The 21,800-nt window shown below is 66.4% G+C and carries 17 protein-coding genes and 1 tRNA gene; 8 read left to right on the top strand and 10 right to left on the bottom strand.

What is annotated here, in order from left to right; translation table 11 throughout:
* The first annotated feature begins 91 nt into the window (after positions 1 to 91).
* Positions 92 to 1,972, top strand: a complete 1,881-nt coding sequence (locus FHS47_RS13650) for a DUF262 domain-containing protein (RefSeq protein WP_167028848.1) — start codon at positions 92 to 94, stop codon at positions 1,970 to 1,972.
* Positions 1,973 to 2,176: 204 nt separating this feature from the next.
* Here the strand turns inward: FHS47_RS13650 and FHS47_RS13645 are convergent.
* The 3 genes from FHS47_RS13645 to dtd all read right to left on the bottom strand — a co-directional run bounded on the left by FHS47_RS13645 (position 2,177) and on the right by dtd (position 4,939).
* Positions 2,177 to 2,252 (bottom strand) — tRNA-Ile (locus FHS47_RS13645).
* 204 nt (positions 2,253 to 2,456) lie between these two features.
* On the bottom strand, positions 2,457 to 4,316 hold the full coding sequence (gene rpoD, locus FHS47_RS13640) for an RNA polymerase sigma factor RpoD (RefSeq protein WP_167028846.1): 1,860 nt from the start codon (positions 4,314 to 4,316) through the stop codon (positions 2,457 to 2,459).
* 182 nt (positions 4,317 to 4,498) lie between these two features.
* Positions 4,499 to 4,939: a D-aminoacyl-tRNA deacylase gene (gene dtd, locus FHS47_RS13635; protein ID WP_167028843.1), complete on the bottom strand. Its 441-nt coding sequence runs from the start codon at positions 4,937 to 4,939 to the stop codon at positions 4,499 to 4,501.
* Positions 4,940 to 4,994: 55 nt separating this feature from the next.
* Here dtd and FHS47_RS13630 point away from each other — a divergent pair, with 55 nt between their 5' ends.
* The gene (locus tag FHS47_RS13630; RefSeq protein ID WP_167028841.1) at positions 4,995 to 5,900 is read left to right on the top strand and encodes a lipid A biosynthesis acyltransferase; all 906 of its coding nucleotides are present in this window, start codon (positions 4,995 to 4,997) and stop codon (positions 5,898 to 5,900) included.
* Here the strand turns inward: FHS47_RS13630 and FHS47_RS13625 are convergent.
* From FHS47_RS13625 to FHS47_RS20040, 4 genes are read right to left on the bottom strand one after another with little or no spacing between them, the layout of a single operon-like run.
* Entirely contained in the window at positions 5,875 to 6,198 is a 324-nt protein-coding gene (locus FHS47_RS13625) for a tetratricopeptide repeat protein (RefSeq protein WP_167028838.1), read from the bottom strand. The two genes, FHS47_RS13630 and FHS47_RS13625, sit on opposite strands and share 26 nt — an antisense overlap.
* On the bottom strand, positions 6,195 to 8,135 hold the full coding sequence (locus FHS47_RS13620) for a glycosyltransferase family 39 protein (protein WP_167030185.1): 1,941 nt from the start codon (positions 8,133 to 8,135) through the stop codon (positions 6,195 to 6,197). The genes FHS47_RS13625 and FHS47_RS13620 overlap by 4 nt, the downstream gene beginning before the upstream one ends.
* Before the next feature lie 45 nt (positions 8,136 to 8,180).
* Positions 8,181 to 9,176, bottom strand: a complete 996-nt coding sequence (locus tag FHS47_RS13615; RefSeq protein WP_167028836.1) for a glycosyltransferase — start codon at positions 9,174 to 9,176, stop codon at positions 8,181 to 8,183.
* Position 9,177: 1 nt separating this feature from the next.
* Positions 9,178 to 10,428: an O-antigen ligase family protein gene (locus FHS47_RS20040; RefSeq protein ID WP_167028833.1), complete on the bottom strand. Its 1,251-nt coding sequence runs from the start codon at positions 10,426 to 10,428 to the stop codon at positions 9,178 to 9,180.
* Positions 10,429 to 10,520: 92 nt separating this feature from the next.
* Between FHS47_RS20040 and FHS47_RS13605 the strand changes: the two genes are divergently transcribed.
* Positions 10,521 to 11,738: a glycosyltransferase gene (locus FHS47_RS13605; protein ID WP_208382015.1), complete on the top strand. Its 1,218-nt coding sequence runs from the start codon at positions 10,521 to 10,523 to the stop codon at positions 11,736 to 11,738.
* Here FHS47_RS13605 and rsmB read toward each other — a convergent pair.
* Genes rsmB through def form a run of 3 tightly spaced genes read right to left on the bottom strand, consistent with a single transcriptional unit; the run spans position 11,699 to position 14,466 of the window.
* Positions 11,699 to 13,018, bottom strand: a complete 1,320-nt coding sequence (gene rsmB, locus FHS47_RS13600) for a 16S rRNA (cytosine(967)-C(5))-methyltransferase RsmB (RefSeq protein WP_208382014.1) — start codon at positions 13,016 to 13,018, stop codon at positions 11,699 to 11,701. The two genes, FHS47_RS13605 and rsmB, sit on opposite strands and share 40 nt — an antisense overlap.
* On the bottom strand, positions 13,015 to 13,959 hold the full coding sequence (fmt, locus tag FHS47_RS13595; protein WP_208382013.1) for a methionyl-tRNA formyltransferase: 945 nt from the start codon (positions 13,957 to 13,959) through the stop codon (positions 13,015 to 13,017). The genes rsmB and fmt overlap by 4 nt, the downstream gene beginning before the upstream one ends.
* 3 nt (positions 13,960 to 13,962) lie before the next feature.
* Positions 13,963 to 14,466, bottom strand: coding sequence for a peptide deformylase (gene def / locus FHS47_RS13590; RefSeq protein ID WP_167030174.1), 504 nt, complete (start codon positions 14,464 to 14,466; stop codon positions 13,963 to 13,965).
* Positions 14,467 to 14,648: 182 nt separating this feature from the next.
* On the opposite strand from def, the gene FHS47_RS13585 reads away from it, so the two are divergent.
* The 5 genes from FHS47_RS13585 (at position 14,649) to FHS47_RS13565 (ending at position 21,792) form a co-directional block, all read left to right on the top strand.
* The gene (locus tag FHS47_RS13585) at positions 14,649 to 15,803 is read left to right on the top strand and encodes a LysM domain-containing protein (protein ID WP_167028831.1); all 1,155 of its coding nucleotides are present in this window, start codon (positions 14,649 to 14,651) and stop codon (positions 15,801 to 15,803) included.
* A gap of 261 nt (positions 15,804 to 16,064) precedes the next feature.
* The gene (gene dprA / locus FHS47_RS13580) at positions 16,065 to 17,210 is read left to right on the top strand and encodes a DNA-processing protein DprA (protein ID WP_167028828.1); all 1,146 of its coding nucleotides are present in this window, start codon (positions 16,065 to 16,067) and stop codon (positions 17,208 to 17,210) included.
* A 96-nt stretch (positions 17,211 to 17,306) separates the two neighbouring features.
* Entirely contained in the window at positions 17,307 to 19,838 is a 2,532-nt protein-coding gene (locus FHS47_RS13575) for a DNA topoisomerase I (protein ID WP_167028825.1), read from the top strand.
* 1 nt (position 19,839) lies between these two features.
* Positions 19,840 to 20,409 (top strand): Sua5/YciO/YrdC/YwlC family protein, encoded by a 570-nt coding sequence (locus FHS47_RS13570; protein WP_167028822.1) that lies wholly within the window; start codon positions 19,840 to 19,842, stop codon positions 20,407 to 20,409.
* 15 nt (positions 20,410 to 20,424) lie between these two features.
* A complete protein-coding gene (locus FHS47_RS13565) occupies positions 20,425 to 21,792 on the top strand; it encodes an AMP-binding protein (protein WP_208382012.1) in 1,368 nt (455 codons plus the stop codon).
* Positions 21,793 to 21,800 lie beyond the last annotated feature (8 nt).

Raw genomic sequence — 21,800 nt, 5'->3', positions numbered from 1 at the left:
GCGACTGAGCCTGTGCGACGAGGCCGAGGTATCCTGCTGCGGGTACGCTGGTAGCTAAGATAGGAAGCCATAATGCACAGGGGGGAAGCACTTGGACGCCAATATCCGTCAACTCGAAGCCATCTTTGACCCGAACGTTTTTTTTCAAGTGCCGCTGTTCCAACGGCCTTATGTCTGGAACGAAGCCGAGAACTGGGAGTACCTGTGGGAAGACATCCGAGCGCTGCTTGATCGCCAGCTGCGCACCGGGAAAACCCGCACCCACTTCTTGGGCGCGATCGTGCTGGAGCAGTTGCCGCATCCAGCCGGCTCGATTGAAACGCGCCAAGTCATCGACGGCCAGCAGCGCTTCACAACACTGCAGATTTTCCTCATGGCAGCTCGCAATCTTGCCGGTACTCAAGGTGCTGGCAAGTACGCGGAACGCTTTGCGGCACTGGTCGAAAACAATCCCTCGAGGGTGGAAGACCCTGTCGAGAAATTCAAACTATGGCCAACGAACAGTGACCGGACTCCATTCAAGATAATTCACGGTTGCAAGTCGCTCCAGGACCTCGACCAGAAGGTAAAGGGCAAGCCCACCTTGGCCAGTAACAACTTGGTGGGGGCCTATCGCTACTTCCACGGAAAGCTCGCCGCTTGGCTGGTTGGGCAGGACGACGACGAGGATGACAAGGCCGAACTGGCTAGCAAGACCGTCGAAGACCGCATCGAATCGTTGTGGCAGGTGGTCAAGGGCGGTCTCCAGCTGGTGGTGATAAACCTGGACCCCGACGATGAGACCCAAGTAATTTTTGAAACCCTTAACGCTCGTGGCACGGAATTGCTACCGGCTGATCTCATCAAGAACTATCTCTTCCGCAAGGCGCTGGTGCAAAACGCGGAGGTGGAGGGACTCTACGAGGACCACTGGGCCCGTTTCGAGGCCGAGTTCTGGCGAAAGGAGGTTCAACAGGGCCGTATCAAGCGCCCGCGAATTGATCTATTTATCAACCACTACCTGACGTTGATGACGCGGGACGAGGTGAAGAGCACGCATTTATTCAATGCGTTCAAGTCCTTCGTGGAGAATGCCGAACCGTTAGCCGGGTCTAAGGTTCCGGTGCCGGCCGACGCAGCCGGGCATATTCGCCAGCTCGCACGGTACGCCGACGTATTCGACGCCCTGCAAAACCCGAATGGGCATCCGGTACTAGCGCAGTTCATGCGTCGGCTGGAAGCAGTGGACACGGCCACGGTGCTGCCCTTCCTGCTACACGCATATGCCGAGCTCATGCCGGACGATCAGAGCGAGTTCGACAAGGTGCTGTCGGTTCTCGAATCGTTCCTCATGCGTCGGCTCATTACCAATTTTACGCCCAAGAACTACAACCGCTTATTTGTTGACCTCATCAAAGCGGTCGAAAGGAGTGGGGAAACGATGGCGAAGGCCGTGGCCCTGCAATTGGGCAAGGGTACGGGCGAAAGCACTAAGTTCCCCTCCGATATGGAATTGCTCACGGCGGTGTGCGAGTGGCCGCTTTACGGGCGCATCGCACAGTATAAGGTGCGTGCGGTTCTCGAAGCGTTGGATGCCGCGGAACAATCCACTAAAAGCCCGGTGTTGGCTCTCCCCGCTAATCTGACGATCGAGCATGTGTTGCCGCAGACGTGGCAAACGCATTGGCCGTTGCCGGCGGAGGCGAAGGTCGACCCGGCGACTGAGCAGAAGGCTACTGCGCGGCGAGAGGTGATGCTCAACACCCTTGGCAATCTCACACTCATCACCGGCTCGTTCAATTCTTCGCTGCAGAATGCCGCCTGGGGTGCCAAGAGGCCCGAGCTGTTGAGGTACGCTAAAATCAACTTGACCCAATATTTTTATGGTCCGGAGGCGGATGACTGGCATGAAGATGCCATCCGCAAGCGCAACGAACACATGTTCGGATTGTTGCTCAAGGTGTGGCCGGACGCTGGAAAGTTCGCTGCTTAAGGCGAGAGCAGATGCCGATCCCATTGCTTTCGGCGGCAATGGCTTAGTGTGATGCAGCGGTTCGAACTTCTGGCCTTCTGCTTGGCTAGCTATAAAACAAGTTGGTCTTCCAGCAAAAGCTGTCAGCGGAATTACCAGCGGAACACGTCAAAACTGACGGCAATCGCTGGGAAGGCCACAAGTTGCAACTGTCAGCTGTCTATATGGTGGGCCCACCAGGACTCGAACCTGGAACCAAAGGATTATGAGTCCTCTGCTCTAACCATTGAGCTATAGGCCCTGCGCTGAGCGGGAAGTTTAGCCGATGCGGGGGAGGGTTTGGCGTAGGTATTTTTCGCCGATCTCCGCAGCTCTCGGCACCATGGGAGCCCGGAGGCGCTGGGTTCCTGCCTTCGCAGGAACGACGGTGGGTGGGAATTCGGCAAGCACAAAAGAAAACGCCCGCTTGCGCGGGCGTTTTCGTCTAGCCGGATGTCGTCGTCAATCAATCGATATCAAGGAACGACCGCAGCGTCTCCGAGCGGCTCGGGTGGCGCAGCTTGCGCAGGGCCTTGGCTTCGATCTGGCGGATGCGCTCGCGGGTGACGTCGAACTGCTTGCCGACTTCTTCCAGCGTGTGATCCGTGTTCATGTCGATGCCGAAGCGCATGCGCAGCACCTTCGCTTCCCGCGGGGTGAGGCCGGCCAGGACGTCGCGCACGGTTTCCATGAGGCCCGTTTCGGTCGCCGACTCGATGGGCGAGCTGGCGTTGGTGTCTTCGATGAAGTCGCCAAGATGCGAATCTTCGTCGTCGCCGATCGGGGTTTCCATGGAGATCGGTTCCTTTGCGATCTTCAGGACCTTGCGGATCTTGTCTTCCGGCATCTCCATTTCCTTCGCCAGCTCTTCCGGCGTCGGCTCGCGGCCGAACTGCTGGAGCATCTGGCGGGAGATGCGGTTCAACTTGTTGATCGTTTCGATCATGTGCACCGGAATACGGATGGTGCGGGCCTGATCGGCGATCGAACGGGTAATGGCCTGGCGGATCCACCACGTGGCGTACGTGGAGAACTTGTAGCCGCGACGGTATTCGAACTTGTCCACGGCCTTCATCAGGCCGATGTTGCCTTCCTGGATGAGGTCGAGGAACTGCAGGCCGCGGTTGGTGTACTTCTTGGCGATGGAGATCACCAGGCGAAGGTTGGCTTCCACCATTTCCTTCTTCGCGCGGCGGGCCTTGGCCTCACCCACCGACATGGCGCGGTTGATTTCCTTGATGTCGGTCAGCGGCAGGTACAGGGTGCGCTCGATCTGGGCGAGCTTTTCCTGCTCCGCGTCGATGGCCTCGCGGAAGTTCTTGATGTTCGGCGACCACTTCTGGCGCTTGCGCGACAGTTCGGCGGCCCACTCGAGGTTGCCCTCGTTGGACGGGAAGCTCTTCAGGAACTCGGCACGGGGCATCTTCACCTGCTTGACGAAGATGTCCATGAGCACGCGCTCGTGGTGACGGATGTCGTTCACCACCTCGCGCAGCTTGCGCACGAAGCTGTCGATCAGGGCCGAAGGGAGCTTGAGGTTGAGGAAAGCCTCCGACATCTGCTCGCGGATCTTCGCGACCTTCTTGTCGTTGATCTCGGCCTTCGGCGCAGCCTTCTGGAACTTCGCGTGCAGCGAGCGCAGTTCTTCCATGCGGCGCTTCACTTCTTCCGGGTCGGGACCGGTCGGACCGGTGTCCTCGTCCTCGGTGGCGGCCTCGACTTCCACGTCGTCGTCGTCGCTGTCGCCATCCACTTCGACAGCGGCATCGGCTTCGGCCTGGGCGGCGTCGGCGGCTTCTTCCAGATCGGCGAAGCCGGCCAGGATCTCGCTGAGGCGGCGCTTGCCTTCCACGTGCTGGTCGTATTCCTCGAGCAGCAGCTGGATGGTGAGCGGGAAGCTGGCCAGCGCGGTCTGCACCTGGCTCAGGCCTTCCTCGATGCGCTTGGCGATGGCGATTTCGCCCTCGCGGGTCAGCAGCTCGACGGTGCCCATCTCGCGCATGTACATGCGCACGGGGTCGGTGGTGCGGCCCACCTCGGCGTCGACGGCCGACAGCAGCGCCACGGCTTCTTCGGCCGCGGACTCGTCGTCCGTGCTGGTACCCGGGGCGGCGCCGTCGGAGATGGTGTCGGTGTCGGGTGCGGAATCGTGCACCTCGATGCCGACGCCCTTGAGCACCGCCATGATGTCTTCGATCTGCTCCGGATCGACGATGTCGTCGGGCAGGTGATCGTTGATTTCGGCGTAAGTCAGGTAGCCCTGCTCCAGACCCTTGGAGATGAGCTGTTTGATTTCAGACTGTTGCTCGTGAGCTTTATTAGTCATGCCGACCGCCGCGGGTTACAGGAACCGATCAGTATAGTCATTTGATGATTTTTTGACCAGTTTTCAAGTGGATCGGGCTCATCGTCGACACGCAAGAATCGCGCCATAGGGCCGTTTCGGCCGGGCCGATTCCATTGGCGATGAGAAGAGTGCGGACCTCGAAATCTCCGCGCAGTGACGCCTCAGCGCACCTCCAGGCGGAAAGTGACCGGGCCGTCGTTTATCAGATGTACCTTCATATGGGCACCGAACCGCCCGGTTTCCACCCCCGGCTGGGCGTCGCGGGCCAACGCCACCAGGCGGTCGAACCAGCGCCGGCCCTCTTCGGGAGGGGCCGCCGTGGTGAAGCTGGGCCGCATGCCCTTGCGGGTATCCGCTGCCAGGGTGAACTGGCTGACCAGGAGCAGGCCGCCACCGCTCTCGGCGAGGCTGAGATTCATCTTGCCCTCGGCGTCCGAGAACACCCTGTAGCCGCGCAGGCGCTCAAGCATGCGCACGCACTGCGCCTCGCCGTCACCGGGCTCCACGGCCACCAGGGCGAGCAGCCCGGCGCCGATGGCCCCTACGGTCTCGCCTCCGACGTCGACGCGAGCGGATTCGACCCTCTGGATGACTGCGATCATGAGTGCGTTAGCGGCTGGTGGGCGCCAAGCTTAATCGCGAATTACACTTCGCAGGATGCGTCCCGATATCTATGTGCTTTACCTGCTGCTCAGGCTCGTCAGCCTGCTTCCCCTGCGAACCGTCCACGCCATCGGCGCCTGGATCGGCCGCCGCTCCCTGCGTTCGAACTCGCGCAGCGCGCGTTTCACCGCGGTGAACCTGCGCCTTACCCGGCCGGAACTGGGGGAGGGGGAGCGTGCCGACCTGCTGCGCCGGACCATGGAGGAAGCGGGCAAGTCGGTGACCGAGGTCGCCGCCATCTGGGGCGGCGGGGCGGAAAAGTCCCTGGGGCTGGTGCGTGAGGTGGTGGGCGGGGAACTGTTCGCCGACGCACTGGCGTCCGGCAAGGGCGTGATCGTCGCCGCGCCGCACCTGGGTTGCTGGGAACTGCTGAACTATTGGCTCTGCAGCAAGACGCCCATGGCCATCCTCTACCGGCCGCCGCGCATCCAGGCCATCGAAGCCCTGCTGCGCAAGGTGCGCGGCAAGCTGGCGCCGGAGCAGGTGCGGGCAGAAGGTGCCGGCGTGCGCACGCTGTTCAAGCGACTCGGCGCCGGGGGCACCGTGGGCATCCTTCCCGATCAGAAACCGCGGGAAGGCGAGGGCGAGTTCGCGCCGTTCTTCGGCGTGGAAGCGCTCACCATGGTGCTGCTGCCGCGCCTGGCGGCGCGTACGGGCGCCATCGTGCTCTTCAGCTTCGCGGAGCGCCTGCCGGATGGTGCAGGGTTCCGCATCCATGTACTGCCGGCCCCCGAGGGCATCGACAGCACCGATCTCAAGGTGGCCTGCACGGCGCTGAACCGTGGCGTGGAGCAGTGCGTGGAGCGTGCCTTCCCGCAGTACCAGTGGCACTACAAGCGGTACACGGCCCACGACAGGCCGGACCCTTACAAGGTCACGGCGAACGCAACAGGCGGTTGAGGAAGACCGACATTTCCTTCGCAGCCTGGATGTCGCCACGGCCGCTGGCGGTTTCGATACCCGAGCGCCACGCGGCCGCGGCGCCCTCGGTGTCGTCGACGGCGAGCAGCGCCTTGCCCAGCAGCTTCCACGCTGCCGAGTAATGCGGATCGAAATCGATGGCGTCGCGGAAGGCTTGCGCCGCATCCGCGTATGCCCCCTCGCCCAGGAACGCGTTGCCCAGCGAAAAACGCAGCAGGGCCCCGTCGCGGGGGCCGCCGAGTTGCGCGCGCAGGCGTTCGACGAGGGGATCGGTCATCGCGCGGCGGTCCGGGTGCGCCAATAATCCTGCGGATAGAGGAGCGTCGGTTGCCGCGGTTCCGGCGGCAGGCGGCCGCTCTGCAACGCATTGAGCGTGGTTGCGTCCCAGATCATGAGCCAGCCGGTGCGCGAAGGCTGGATCAGGCGCGCGTAACGAAACGCATTGGCCGGCGGGTGCTTCGCGTACGAGACGATGAGGCCGTCGGGATGGTGGCTGGCGAAGTCGGCAAGGCTGTCGCCGTCGTGCACCACATCGTCGTCGTCTTCGTCGACTTGCGCGGCCATGCCCGGGGCGAGCGCGATCTTCGCGATGGGATGCATCAAGCGTCCGGCGAAGTGGTACTGGCCGTTGTACGACACACCCAGGTTGCCGATGGGGCGGCCCGCGGCATCGGCCTGGGCAAGGAAGAGCGCGGCGGGTGTCAGGTCGTACCGGTACCAGAGCCCCAGCGTGAACAGCGCATTGAGCGCCACGGTGCCGATGAGGCCGGCAAAGGCCAGCCGGCGCATCTCGCCTCGGCCGCGCAGGAGCAGCAGCCCGCCCAGCACGATGAAGATCACGCCGAAGAAGCGGGCATAGGGTGCCATGCCCACCAGCCAGATGTTGTCCGGGAAGCGCGTGGGCACCACGGAAGGCATCGCGAACAGCACGAGCGCGAGCAGGAACGCGCCCAGCGAAAGAGGCCACGTGCCCAGCGCATAGTGCGATGCCAGCCCGGTGTGGCGCTCGCGCAGATCGGCCACCGCCGCCGCCACGAGCATGACGGCCCCGGCCAGCTCCGGCAGCACGTAATAGAGCTGCTTGCCGGTGATGAGCGAGAAGGTGAGCAAGGTGGGCAGCAGCCAGGCCACGAGGAAACGCAGGCCCGGCTCCAGCGGCTGGCGGACGAGCGCCACGAACAGCGGCAGGACGAAGAGGACGACGAGGACGTTACTCACCCACGCCGGAACGTTCGTCAGTGCGGTGGCGAGGAGCAGAACCAGGGCTATGCAGGCAGCGACGATGGCGGCGCCGGTACCGGCGCGCCACGGCCTGCGGAACAGCGCCGTGGGCACCGCAACGATGCCGCGCAGCCAGCCGGACAGCGGAAAGAGAATGACGGGGAGGAAGACGAGGTAATACCAGGCGGGCCTTGCGTGGTTCTGCAAATCCGGCGACTTCGTATCGACCACCCGGCCCGCGGTTTGCGTGAAAAAGAGCCGCTGGCGATAGGCTTCGCCGCCCACTTCGGCGGCGGGAAGGGCCCAGGCCAGGAGCAGGGCGAAACCGAGCAGCAGGCCGAGCACGCCGAAGCCGTACCAACGCCCCTTGTTCTGCCGGGCCCAGTCGTTCCACCAGGGGCCGAGCAGGAACGGGAACAGCACGTGCACGATCATCACCGGGCCCTTGGTGAGCAGGCCGGCGCCGACCATCAGGCCGAACAGCCACCAGCGCGGGGAAGCGCGCGTGGCCGTGGGTGTAAGGCAGAGCAGCGCGGCCAGCACCCAGACCACGAGGAGTACCTCGTACATGATCTGCAGGCCGAACAGGAAGGAGTAGGCCAGGGCCATGAGCAGCCACGGTGTGGCCTTCGATACCCACGGATGCGACGGGAACAGGCGGCCCGCAAGTACCGAGGCGAGCACCAGTTGCACGCCGCCGAAGATGACCTCGAGCACGCGCGGCCACACGTCGCTGACACCGAACACCGCCCAGCCCGCGTGGATCATCCAGAACAGCAGCGGCACCTTCTCGCTGTACGGTTCGCCGTTGATGTGCGGCACCAGCCAATGGCCGTGTGCCCACATTTCCCAGGCCACGGCCAGCGTGCGGGTCGAGAACATCGGCATCGGGCCGTGCGCGAAGATGGCAAGCAGGGCCATCGCGGTCCACAGCGGCAGCCAGGGCCACAGGGCGCGAATGTGTTCCGACCGGGTATAGGCGCTGTTGAACAAGGGCGTCGTCACCGCAAAGGGATCATGAATTCTAAACGAACGATATCAGAGCAGTGCATCCAGCGCCCTGCGCAGGCGTTCTGCGAAACCGGCCTGATTCCTCTCGTACCAGGCACGCGCGTTCCGCCCGAGGCGGTTCACCTCCTCGTCCGGCATGGCCGCTGCTTTCGCCACGCAGGCCTCCAGCGCCGCCTCGTCGAACTGCCACAGTGCGGAGGCGTTGAGCGTGCCGCTCTCCGTGGCGCCCACCAGCAGGCCGCGGTCGCCGCTCACCAGCTCGTTCATGGGCGGGGCGTCCGTCGTGAGCACCACGGCGCCACAGCTCATGGCCTCCACGATGTAGTGCCCCCATCCCTCGGCCTCGGAAAGGCAGACATGGAAAGCATGGGCGTTCTGTAGCCTGCGGATGGTTTCGATATCGTCGACATAGGCCACGCGATGGTCGAGATTCGCGGCGGCCGGAGGCCGATCCGGCCTGGCTGTCGACGGCGACTGCAATACGTGCAGCGTCGGCCATTCGGGATGCCGTCGCCAGACGTCGAGCAGGCGCTCCGTGCCCTTCATGCGGCTGGCTCCCGCAAGATGCAGGAAGCTCCTGTCGCGTTCGATGCCCTCGCGGCGGCAGTCGATGCTCTGGAAACCGATCACGTGCACGGGCAGGCCTTGCGCCGCGAACGTGGCGCGCGCCACTTCGGTCTTGCACAGGATGGCATCGAAACGCCGGAGTTGGCGGCGATCGCGGCGCGACAGCCATTCGGGATTCGGCACCAGCGCGTTGCGTCGGGCGAGCGCCAGGTAGGCCGTGTGCACGTGTTCGAGCGTGATGCCGAGATCGTGACGGCGCGGGCCGCGGCCCGCCAGCCAGCGCAGGTGCATGTGCAGTGCCTGCCGCCACGCGCGCCACGGAATCCCGCGGCTGCGCCGCGGCACCGGCGTGATCGACACCGAGTGCCCGAGCTCGCGCAGCGCGGCTTCGAGCAGACGGATGTCGTGGCTCAAGCCCCGCCCGTTGTCGCAGGCGATCAGGTGGATCGACGCCATGTCAGCGCCCCGCCTGCCCGTACGGGGAGAGCTGCCGTCCGATATAGACGGCTAGGCCAAGGGTCAGGAAGAAATAAAGCGAATGCGGCATGGCCCGGTAGAACACGTTGTCCGTGAGGCCGCAGAGCGCATACATGCACGCAGTGCTGAGTCCGGCCGTTGCGGGCATGGCAATGGCGTTGTCCGGATGCAGTGCATACCGCCCGAAGAAGACAAGCGCGCCTCCGAACAGGAGAACGAGCAAGGCAAGGCCCGGAATGCCCCCCGTCACTGCCCACTCGAGGTACTCGCTGTGCGGGTGGTCGTAACGTTCCACCGTGGCGTTCACTTTGCCTTCGGCAATGCGAGCCCGCGCGTAGTCGCCGAACTGGTTGAGGCCGAGGCCGGCCAGCGGGTGGTCCGCCACCGCCATGCGTGCCGTGCGCCACATTTCCAGTCGCTCGCGCACGGCACCGGTCGCGTCCTGTTCGCTATAGGTGGACATCTCCTCGGACACCGCGGCAAAACGCGAAAACATTTCCCCGTGCAAGGTGGCCACGGCCACCACAGCGGTGCCGACCGCCAGGGCGATGAAGAGCAGCCCCTCGCGCCAGCGCCCGGTGCGGCGCGACTGGACCAGCACCACGACGGCGAACGCGGGCAGGAAGGCAAGCAGCGGTCCGCGGCTTTGCGTGAGAAGGCCGCCGTAGATACCCAGTGCGGCGCAAAGGCCATGGAGAAGGCGCTCGCCGTGCCGCAGTTCCTTGCGCATCGCCTGCGCCAGGGCAACCAGCGACAGCACGAGCATGAACATGCCGAATTCGATGGCGCCCCACAGGCCGTTATTGATGCCGTAGACCCGGTCTATGCCTTCGATGTAGTGCTGCTCAAGACAAATGCACCCCAGCACCGCCGCCGTCAGGCTGAAGCCCACGCGCAGTACCACGGTGCGTAGCGGCGCGGCGAAGTTCGCGGCGATCAGCAGGAAAGCCAGGATGTGCGAGGTGACGTCGAATTCACGCATGTCCACGCCGTGACCCGCAACGTTCACCAGCCAGAATACGAAGGCGAGTGCGGCGGGGACCACCACCCATGCGGCACGACGATAGGCGAGACGGGTTTGCGGATCGCGTAGCAAAGCCCACGCGCCGGCCAGGAAGAGGACGGCCGCCGGGACCGATTTGGCCTTGAGCGGTAGTGCGAACGTGAGTGGCATGACGGCAATGAGCACCGAGACGATCCACATGCGCCATGGATTGGAATTTTCGAACACTCGGCACCTTGCTGGGATCGGGACGGCACGACGGCCACGCCTCACGGCGACCCCGGCCGCCGGAGTGGCGCGAGGGCATGGTACTTTAACTGATGGCCGATGCCGCCCGGCGTGCGCTGGCACAGCGGCCGGAATTCAGCTTTCCCAATGGCCATCCGGAACCATGGCGCCCGATGAAGCTCCTCTTCACGAATTTTCACGATGGCGACGGCGGCGGCCACACCACTTACATCCTCGGGCTTGCACGCGGACTCGCCGCGCACCACAGCGTTCATGTCGCGGCGCCTCCCGGCAGTCGGCTGAACCGGGAGGCACGAGGGATCGCGGGCGTCCAGGTGTTGGACCAGCCGTTCCCTAACGGGCTGGGGCGCTTGCCGGCGCGACTTCGAGCCAGGCGCCAGCTGGCCGCCTGTCTGCGTCGTGAGCGTTTCGACGTCGTGCACGTGAACGGGTCGGCCGACCATCGCCTCACCATGTCGGCCTTGCGCGGCATCCGGCCGCGTCCGGCCATCGTCCTCACCAAGCACAACTCCAAACCGATGACCGGCATCGGCCACGCCTGGCGCGCGCGCTTCGGTACCGACCAGGTCATCGCGGTGTGCGATTTCGTGCGGCGCCAGGTGCAGGCGTCGCCGTATGCGCGTTGCCGCATCGCCACGGTCTTCAATGGCGTGGACATCCAGCGCTTTTCCCCCTTGCTACCCGACCCGGTGCGGCGGGCGAGCTGGCTCCAACCTGCCGAATCCGCTGAGCCTCTTCTCATCGGCAGCAACGCCGGCACGGCGCGCTACAAGGGTTGGATGGATCTGGTCGAGGCGCTGGCCTCGCTGCCGCCCGAGCAGCGATCGCGCTTGCGTGTGGTGCTTGCCGGTGGCCTGCCCAACGCGGATGACGTTGCGCGCATCGACACCCTGGGCGTCGCCGCGCAGGTTCATTTCACCGGACGGCTGGACGACGTGCGACCCATGGTGGCCGCACTGGACGCCGGCTTCGTGCTGTCGTGGGACGTGGAAACCATTTCCTTCGCATGCCGGGAGATGATGGCGATGGGAAAACCTGTGCTGGTCAGCAATTACGCAGGGCTGCCGGAAAACATCCACGCAGGCGAGGACGGCTGGATCGTGCCGGCGCGGAATCGCCAGGCGATCGCCGCGGCGCTGTCGGGAATGCTCGACGAGCGCGCGACCCTTCCGGCGATGGGGCGAGCGGCCCGCGCGCATGCGGAGGCCGAATTCGGCATGGATCGATTCGTGAGCGCGACCGAGGCCGTTTACGCAGCGCTCGTGCGCGACCTTTCCAGCAAGGCGTAGTACATGCCGTCGAGGTCGCCGTCGCCGGGCAGCACCTGCCAGCCGACCAGGGCCGGCCGGCCTACAGGAAGCGAGAAGGGTATGGGCGAGGCGTCGGGGGTGCCGGCAAGGAAGGCATTCACCACGCCCTCGTTCTCCCGTCGCAGCAGCGAGCACGTGACATAGAGCAGCCGGCCACCCGGCGCCAGCGTTTTCCAGCAGGCCGCGAGGATGCGTTCCTGCTGCGCCACCAATGCGTCGATATCGGTGGCCCGACGGTGCAGGCGCACGTCGGGCCGCCGGCGGATCACGCCCGTGGCCGAACAGGGCGCGTCGATCATCACGCGATCGAAAGGCTGCCCGTCCCACCACGCGGACGGATCGCCCGCATCGCCGACGACCACGTCCGCACGGAGGCCCAGGCGTTCCAGGTTCTGGCGGATGCGCGGCGTGCGTTTTGCCTCGAACTCCACGGCCAGGAGGTTGAGGCTTGCCCGCTCCAGCGCGTGGCAGGCCTTGCCGCCCGGGGCGGCGCAGGCATCGAGCACGCGCTGGCCGTCGGCAAGGTCGAGGAGGTCGGCGGGCACCTGTGCGGCGCCGTCCTGCACGGCGAAAAGACCTTCCGAGAATCCTGGCAGGCGCGTGACGTCGGTGCTGTGCGGCAGGACCAGGCCATCCGCCAGCCAGGGATGAAGCGTGACCTCCTGCCCTGCCTCACGCAGCCGTTCCGCCAGCGTGTCGCGCGTCGTCCGCCGCCGGTTCACGCGCAGCATCAACGGCGGCTCGGTGTTGGCGGCTGCCAGTACGTCGTTCACTTCTCCGGGCCAGTCACGCGCGATGGCCTCGGCAAGCCAGGACGGGTGGGCATGGCGCGTGGCGGGCGTGGCATCGAGCGTGGCCGACAAGGCCTCGCGTTCGCGCTGCCAGCGGCGCAGCACGGCGTTCACCAGCCCCGCGAGGCGAGGACGGCGAAGTTCGCGGGCCGCTTCGACCGTGGCGGCCACGGCGGCATAGCCCGGCAATTCGAGTACCTCGAGTTGCACCAGTCCGCTCACCAGGAGCGCGTGGATTGACGGCTCGCTGCGTCGGATCGGCTTGTCGAGCAGCAGGTCGAGCGCCGCGTCGAAACGCGGCCACCAGCGCGAACCGTCGTTCAGCAAGGCGGTGAGCAGGGCGCGGTCGCGCGGGTCGGGCAAGCGCGGCAAGGCACGGTCGGCCACGTCGCGCAACGAGTGGCCGGACAAGGCGATGTCGGCAAGGGCCTCGGCCGCCAGCGCGCGCACGGAGGGGGCGCGATTCACGAGGCGGCCTGCTTCAGCTCCGGTCGCGCGTTGAGGTAATCCGCGGCGCCGATCCGGCGGCCGCCGGCCCGCTGTACGGCGAGAAGACGCAGCGCGCCGTCGCCACACGCCACGTCGATGCCGTCGCGGGTGGCGGCGAGGACCTGCCCAGGCTCGGCACCGGGCACGCCTGGCACCGCACGCGCGGACCAGATGCGCAGGCGTTCGCCGGCGATATCGGCTTCCGCCACAGGCCACGGGTCGAAAGCGCGAACCTTGCGCTCCAGGTCGATGGCCGGTTGCGCGAAGTCGAGGCGTGCTTCGGCCTTGTCCAGCTTGTGCGCGTAGACGACGCCTTCCTCCGCCTGTGCGTGCGGCACGAGGGTTTCGCCCGCCATGACGCGGCGCAGCCCTTCCGCGAGTGCATCGGCACCGAGCGCCGCAAGGCGGTCGTGCAGGCTGCCGCCCGTTTCGTCTGCCGCGATGGGCGTGCGCCGTTCGATCAGTACGGGGCCCGTGTCGAGACCGGCTTCCATCTGCATGAGATCGACGCCGCTTTCCGTGTCGCCCGCGAGGATGGCCCGCTGGATGGGCGCCGCGCCGCGCCAGCGTGGCAGCAGCGAGGCATGCACGTTCCAGCAGCCGAGGCGTGGTATCGCCAGCACCTTGCGCGGCAGGATGAGTCCGTAAGCCACGACGACCATCAGGTCGGGCGCATGGGCGGCCAGCCGCGCGCGGTCTTCCTCGGCCTTGAACGATTCCGGCTGCTCGACGGGTATCCCGGCGGCGAGTGCGGCTTCCTTCACCGGACTGGCAGCGAGTTTGCGCCCGCGGCCCGCCGGGCGGTCAGGCTGGGTGTAGACGGCCACGATCTCCGCGCCGGAGGCGCGGCAGGCTTCGAGACAGGGAACGGCGAAATCCGGCGTTCCGGCGAACACCACCCGCAGGGAAGGGCTCGCCATCGGTCAGGCGCTGGCCTTGCGCTGCTTTTCCATCCGTTTGAGCAGCATGCCGCGCTTCAACGGCGAGAGGTAATCCACGAAGACCTTGCCGGCAAGGTGGTCCATCTCGTGCTGGATGCAGACCGCGAGCGGGCCTTCGGCCTCCACGACGATCTCGTTGCCCTCGACGTCCTGCGCGCGAACCTTCACGTGCAGCGCGCGGGTCACGTCGGCGTAGATGCCAGGGAACGACAGGCAGCCTTCCTGGTAGACCTGCTGGCCGTCCTTTTCGAGGATTTCCGGGTTGATCAGCACCATCGGCTCGTTGCGGTCGTCGCTCATGTCGGCGACCAGCACGCGCTTGTGCACGTTGACCTGGGTGGCGGCCAGCCCGACGCCGTTGGCGGCATACATGGTTTCGTACATGTCGGCCACGAACTGCTTGAGTTCGGCGTCGAAGACGGTGACCGGCGCGGCAACGGTGCGCAGGCGCGGATCGGGGAATTCGAGGATGTCGAGGGTGGACACGGTGTCACCTTGAACGTTCACGGGCCGGTGCGGCGCCTCGTCCGCGGATTTGCGGGCAAATCGGCGAAATCCAAGCAGCGGCGAAGGTAGGATGCCCGCGTATTCTAGCGCGGGGCACGTATTGTGCCCATTAACGATTCGGTTACACTCGCGACAGCACCGGGGAAGGGGGAAAACCCGCCATGATCAAGAAGTTCGCCATGCTGCTTGGCGGCATGCTGTTCACCGTGGCCGCTTATGCGGCAGTGTCCGAGCTCCGTCCCGACCATCCGGACACCTACACGGTGCGCAAGGGCGACACCTTGTGGGATATCTCGGCGCGATTCCTTCGCAAGCCCTGGCTCTGGCCGGAGATCTGGCAGGCCAATCCGCAGGTGCGCAACCCCCACCTGATCTACCCGGGCGACGTCCTCAACCTGTCCATGTTCGGCGGCGGTCCGCGCATCGGCCTGCAGCCGCGTGTGCGCAGCGAAGGCGAGCCGATCACGGCCATTCCGCTCAGCGAACTGCGTATGTTCCTGAAGGAACTGCGCGTGATGAACGCCGACGAAGTCGAACAGTCACCCTACCTGGTGGGCTTCGAGGAGGCACACCTGCGTGCCACGCCGGGCAACAAGATCTACGCCCGCGACCTCGACGCCGCGCAGCCGGGCCAGCGCTGGGCCATCGTGCGCCCCACCAACCGCTTCCGCGACCACGGCGGCGACCAGGGCGGCTTCGACATGCTGAACAACCCGTCGCACGGCTCCTTCGTGGCCGACGAACTGGACAGCGACGTGTCGATGGCGCCCAGCCCCTGGCGCGAGGATTCCCGCCACGACACCCACACGGGCAAGGGCGAAGACCGCGGCGTGGAAGTGTCCGTGATCGGCACGGCCGAGGTCATCGCCACCAACGGGGACGTCGCCAGCCTCGTGCTGGTCGATTCCACCCTCGAGGTGCGCAAGGGCGACCGCCTGATGCAGGTCGATGACAAGCCGTACGACCCCTATTTCTACCCGCACGCACCGAAGTCGATGCCGGCCGACGCGCGCGTCATCGGCTTCACCGATGCATTGAACGGCGTGGGCAGCCGTCAGGTCGTGTCCATTTCGGCCGGCTCGGCCGATGGCGTGGACAACGGCACCACCTTCACTGTGATGAGTCAGGGCGAAACCATCGCCGACGAAGTCAGCGGCAACTACAACCGCCGCGACACCTCGCGGAAGGTGAAGCTGCCGGACGAATACGGCGGCCACCTCATGGTCTTCCGCACCTTCGACCACGTGAGCTACGCCCTGGTGATGGACGCGCTGCGCCCGCTGAAGAAGGGCGACAAGCTGGTGATGCCGGAATAACTCCGGAGCCTGCCGTGCTCGCCTGTCTTTGCGAGCCGCTCTTCTGTGAGAGCCGCTTCTGTGGGAGCCGCTTCAGCGGCGATCCCGCGGTAGCGGGCACGCTTGCCGCGAGCACCCATCGCCGCTAAAGCGGCTCCCACACAAAGCTCGCCTGCGTGGCGGCTCCCACAGCGGGCGGCTTGCCGCATAGAGTTGTTTTTCCCACGGGATGCAGGGGCCCGTTCCGACAGGAACGAGCCCCCGGCCCCCTAAACTGCGCGGATGACCGAGCCCGACCACGACCTGCGCGACTGGCTGATCCTCCTCCGCATTCCCGACTTCAGCGCGCGGCGCCTGCGCGAGGGCCTCGTCGCCCGCGGCAGCGCGTCCGCCCTGCTGCACTGGCTGCAGCGCCACCCAGACGCCCTGGGCCCCGATGCCCAAGCCTGGATCGAGCGTCCCGATGAGGCCACGCTGGCCCACGACCTCGCCTGGCTGGCCGGGGACGACCAGCGCATGGTCCGCTGCACGGAGGAAGATTTCCCGCCGCAGTTGGAGGCCATCCCGGACCCGCCTGCCGCGCTGTTCGTGAAGGGCGACGCGTCGCTGCTCCTGCGGCCGCAGGTGGCCATCGTAGGTGCCCGCCGGGCCCAGGAGCCGGGCCTGGCCAATGCGCGGCGCTTCGCCGCCGAGCTGGCCAGCGCCGGGCTCCTGGTTACCAGCGGGATGGCCGACGGCATCGACGGGGCGGCACACGCCGCGGCCCTGGACGCCGGCCAGCCGACCGTGGCCGTGATCGCCACGGGCCCGGACCGGGTCTACCCGCGCAAGCACCACGCCCTGGCGCGCCGCATCGCGGCGGAGGGCGCCATTGTCAGCGAGTATCCGCCGGGGGTCCCGGCCCTGGCGCACCAGTTTCCGCAGCGGAACCGGATCATCGCCGGCCTCAGCCTGGGCGTGGTGGTGGTCGAGGCCGGGCTGCGCTCGGGCTCCCTCATCACCGCCCGCTACGCCGGAGAGCAGGGGCGCGAGGTCTTCGCCCTGCCGGGGTCGATCCACAATCCCCTGGCGGAGGGCTGCCACGCCCTCATCGGCGACGGGGCCCGTCTCGTCCAGCGTCCGGACGAGGTCCTGGCCGCCCTGGCCCCTGCCGCCATGGAACTGGGGGCCGAACTGCGGGCCAGGCTGGAGCACAGTAGCCCGGCAGGCGGGGCGGGCAGACGCAAGACCGGCCCCTTCGACTGGCGGCAGGATGAGGAATATCGCCGCCTGCTCGACGTCATGGGGTACGATCCCGCCTCCCTCGACGCCTTGGTGGGCACGACGGGCCTTTCCCCCGGGGCGCTGTCGTCGATGCTGCTGATACTGGAACTCGAAGGCGAGATCGCGACGCTGCCCGGCAACCGTTACCAGCGCGTGGTCCGGTAGCCACGGCTTGACAGCCGTCACGGCGATATGTTTCCAACTAAATATATACATGCGCTGGGGTTCACTCGCTCCGCGCTCTTGGGAATCGGTTAACGCATGGCAAAGAACCTCCTCATCGTCGAATCGCCGGCCAAGGCCAAGACGATCAACAAGTACCTGGGAGCCGACTTCCAGGTGCTGGCATCGTATGGCCACGTCCGCGACCTCCGGCCGAAGGAGGGCGCCGTCGATCCCGAGCACGGCTTCCGCATGGCCTACGAGGTGATCGACCGCAACGAGAAGCACGTCGACGCCATCGCCAAGGCCGCCAAGGCCGCCAGCAGCATCTATCTCGCGACCGACTTGGACCGCGAAGGCGAGGCCATCTCCTGGCACATCAGCGAGATCCTGCGGGAACGCGGCCTGCTGGAGGGCAAGGACGTCCAGCGCGTGGTCTTCAGCGAGATCACGCCGAAGGCGATCAAGGAAGCCGTGGCCAACCCGCGCAAGCTGTCGCACGACCTGGTCGACGCCCAGCAGGCCCGCCGCGCCCTGGACTACCTGGTGGGTTTCAATCTCTCCCCGGTGTTGTGGCGCAAGGTGCAGCGGGGCCTTTCGGCCGGCCGCGTGCAGTCGCCGGCGCTGCGCATGATCGTCGAGCGCGAGCTCGAGATCGAAGCCTTCAAGGCGCGCGAATACTGGACCATCCAGGCCAGCCTCACCCACCCGGAGGGCGCCTTCGAGGCCCGTCTGGTCAAGCTGAACGGCAAGAAGTTCGAACAGTTCGACCTCACCAACGAAGCCGACGCCATGGCGGCGCGCGGCGCGCTGGAAAAGGCCGCTGCCGGCCGGTTCACGGTCGGCGAGGTCACCAGCCGTGAGCGCAAGCGCCGCCCGGCACCGCCGTTCACCACCTCCACGCTGCAGCAGGAGGCCGCGCGGAAGCTCGGTTTCTCCACCAGCCGTACCATGCGCGTGGCCCAGGGCCTCTACGAGGGCGTGGCGCTCGGCAGCGAGGGCAACGTCGGTCTGATCACCTACATGCGTACCGACTCCGTCGCGCTCTCCGAAGACGCCGTGGCCGAGTTGCGCGACCTGATCGGGCGCGAATACGGCAAAGGCGCGCTCCCTGACGGGGTCCAGGTCTACAAGTCCAAGTCCAAGAACGCACAGGAAGCGCACGAGGCCGTTCGTCCCACCTCGGCCATGCGCACGCCCCGCAGCGTCGCCTCGTTCCTGAACGACGACCAGCGCAAGCTCTACGAACTGATCTGGAAGCGCACCGTCGCCTGCCAGATGGTGCATGCCACCCTGAATACGGTGTCCGTCGAATTTCCGGTGGCCGACTCCGCCTTCCGTGCCAGCGGCACCACCGTGGTCGACCCCGGCTTCCTTGCCGTTTACGAAGAAGGCCGCGACCAGAAGAACGAGGACGACGACGACCAGCGCCGCCTTCCGCGGCTGGTGCAGGGCGACGTGGTGCCGGTGTCGAAGATCGACGCCGACCAGCACTTCACCGAGCCGCCGCCGCGTTATTCCGAAGCCAGCCTGGTGAAGGCGCTCGAGGAATACGGCATCGGCCGCCCGTCCACCTATGCCAGCATCATCCAGGTGCTGCTCAGCCGCGAATACGTGCTCCTCGAGAATCGCCGCTTCAAACCGACCGATGTCGGCCGGGCGGTGAGCCAGTTCCTCTCCGGACACTTCGCCCAGTACGTCGATTACGACTTCACCGCGCGTCTGGAAGACGAACTCGACGCGGTCAGCCGCGGCGAAGAGGCCTGGGTGCCGTTGCTCGAACGCTTCTGGCAGCCGTTCAAGACCCTGGTGGACGACAAGACCGAATCCGTCGACCGCAGTGAAGCCACCGGCGCGCGTGAACTCGGTACCGATCCCAAGACCGGCAAGCCGGTGTCCGTGCGCCTTGGCCGCTACGGCGCCTATGCGCAGATCGGCAGCAAGGACGACGAGGACAAGCCCACGTACGCCAGCCTGCGCCCTGGCCAGAGCATGCACACCATCACGCTCGACGAGGCGATGGAACTGTTCAAGCTGCCGCGCACGCTCGGTCAGTCCGAAGCCGGCGAAGACGTCACCGTGGGCATCGGCCGTTTCGGTCCCTTCGTGAAGCAGGGCAGCACGTACGCATCGCTGAAGCCCGAGGACGATCCGTACACCATCGAACTGCCGCGCGCCTTGCAGCTCGTGCAGGAAAAGCTCGAAGCCATCGCCAACCGCACCATCCTCGATTTCGGCAACGGCGTGCAGGTGCTCAACGGCCGCTATGGGCCTTACATCACCGACGGCGAGAAGAACGCGCGCATCCCGAAGGACAAGGACCCGAAGACCCTCACCGAAGCCGAGTGTGCCGAACTGCTGGCCGCCGCTCCGGTGAAGAAGCCGCGTGGCGGCCGCGCCGCGAAGAAAACCGCCACGAAGAAAGCGGCGGCGAAGAAGGCCGTCGCCAAGGACGCTACCGCCAAGAAGGCCGCCGTGAAGAAAACGGCAGCCAAGAAGGCGACGAAGAAGGCGAGCGCGAAAAAAGCCCCGGCCAAGAAGACGGCTGCCAAGAAGACCGCGGCGAAGAAGGCTGCCGTGAAGACGGCGGCGGCCAAGGCCACGAAGACGGCGTCGCGCGCGGCGGACTGACATGCGGCGCTTGCAGCTCTCCGAACTCGACGCGGCCGTCGCGATCCTGCGCGACGGCGGCGTGCTCGCATATCCCACCGAGGCCGTCTTCGGCCTCGGCTGCGATCCTCACGACAGGACGGCGTTCGAGCGCATATTCGCGTTGAAGGGTCGCCCGGCCACGCAGGGCGTGCTGTTGATCGCCTCGGACTTCGCGCAGGTCGAGCCGTATATCGACCTCGCCCAGGTGCCCTCCGGCGTCCTGGCGCAGGTGCGCGCCTCCTGGCCCGGTCCGAACACCTGGGTCTTCCCGCGAAGCGCCGAGGTTCCCGATTGGGTCGCGGGCGCACATGCCGGCATCGCGTTGCGGGTGACCGCCCACGAACCTGCGGCCGCGTTGTGCCGTGCCTTCGGCCGGCCGATGGTGTCCACGAGTGCGAATCCGCATGGCGAGCCGCCGGCCCGGGATCTCGCCACGCTGGAGCGCTACTTCGGCAACCGCCTGGACGGTGCGCTGGACGCGCCCCTCGGCGGCCTCGATCGGCCCACCGTCATCCGCGACGCTCTGAGCGGCGCTATGATCCGCGCCTGAGCCGGGGGAAAGCCGTTGTCGTCGAACGTTCATGAGATCACCGGGCGCCTGCTGGGCGCATCCTCGCCATTGCTCGTCGGCGCGCTGAACCGGCCTGTGGCATGGCGTGAAGGCCGTCCGGTCAGCGCCGCGACCTTCCTGGGCCACGTGCGCCAGGTGGCGGCCCTGCTTCCCGAGGCCGACAGCGCGGTGAACCTCTGCGAGGACCGCTACGCCTTCCTCGTCGCGTTCGCGGCGCTGGTCGTCCGCGGCCAGGCCAACCTCCTGCCCCCCTCGCGCGCGCCGCATGCGGTCGACGAGGTCATGACCGGCCATCCCGGGTCCTACGCGATCGGCGAGCTTCCGTTGTCGCCCGCACCCGTCGGCTACGTGCGCATGCCGCCTCTGCGCGACGACGTGGCCCCTGGCCACGACGTTCCGTCCATACCGGCGGATGCCGTGGTCGCCATCGGCTACACGTCCGGTTCCACGGGCCGGCCGAAACCCAACATCAAGACCTGGGGCGGTTTCGTCGCCAGCAACGCGGGCAACGCGCGGATGCTCGACAAGGCGGTCGGGGGTTCCTTCGACCTTGTGGCCACTGTGCCCCCGCAACACATGTACGGCATGGAGATGTCGGTGCTGATGCCGCTTCTATCCGAAGTGAGCGTGCACGCCGGTCGTCCTTTCTTTCCCGCCGACGTGGCCGCGGCGCTGGGCACCATGCCCGAACCGCGCGTGCTGGTCATCACGCCCGTGCACCTGCGCGCCATCGTGGAATCCGGCGTGCAGCTTCCGACGCTCGCGGCGTTCGTGTCCGCCACCGCACCGATGCCGGCCGAACTGGCGGCGGAAGCGGAGAAACGTTTCGGCGCCCCGGTATGCGAAGTCTTCGGTTCCACGGAAACCTGCGTCTTCGCCAGCCGGCGCACGTCGGTGGATGAAGAGTGGACGCTCTACGACGGCGTCACCTTGCACCCGCAGCCCGACGGCACGCTGGTGCACGCCCCGCAACTGGCCGAACCGATCGCGCTTGCCGACATCGTCACGCTGCACGACGAAGGCCGCCGTTTCCGCCTGCGCGGACGCAACACCGACCTGCTGGAAATCGCAGGCAAGCGCGCATCGCTCGGCGACCTCAATCGCCGCCTGCTGGCCATCGATGGCGTGCGCGATGGCGTGCTGTTCCAACTCGACGAACCCGACGCCTCCGGCATCCGCCGCATCGCCGGCCTCGTGGTCGCCCCTGGCATGACCGAGCAGGCCGTTCTCGCCGTGTTGCGCCAGGCGATGGATCCCGTCTTCCTGCCCCGTCCGCTGCGTCTGGTGGAGGCCTTGCCGCGCAACGAAACCGGCAAGCTTCCGCGCGGCGACCTGCTGACGCTCATTCGACCGGCGCTTTAGTGCAGGCC

The sequence above is a fragment of the Luteibacter sp. SG786 genome (assembly GCF_011759605.1).
Taxonomy (GTDB): domain Bacteria; phylum Pseudomonadota; class Gammaproteobacteria; order Xanthomonadales; family Rhodanobacteraceae; genus Luteibacter.
This window is presented reverse-complemented; position numbering and strand designations above follow the sequence as displayed.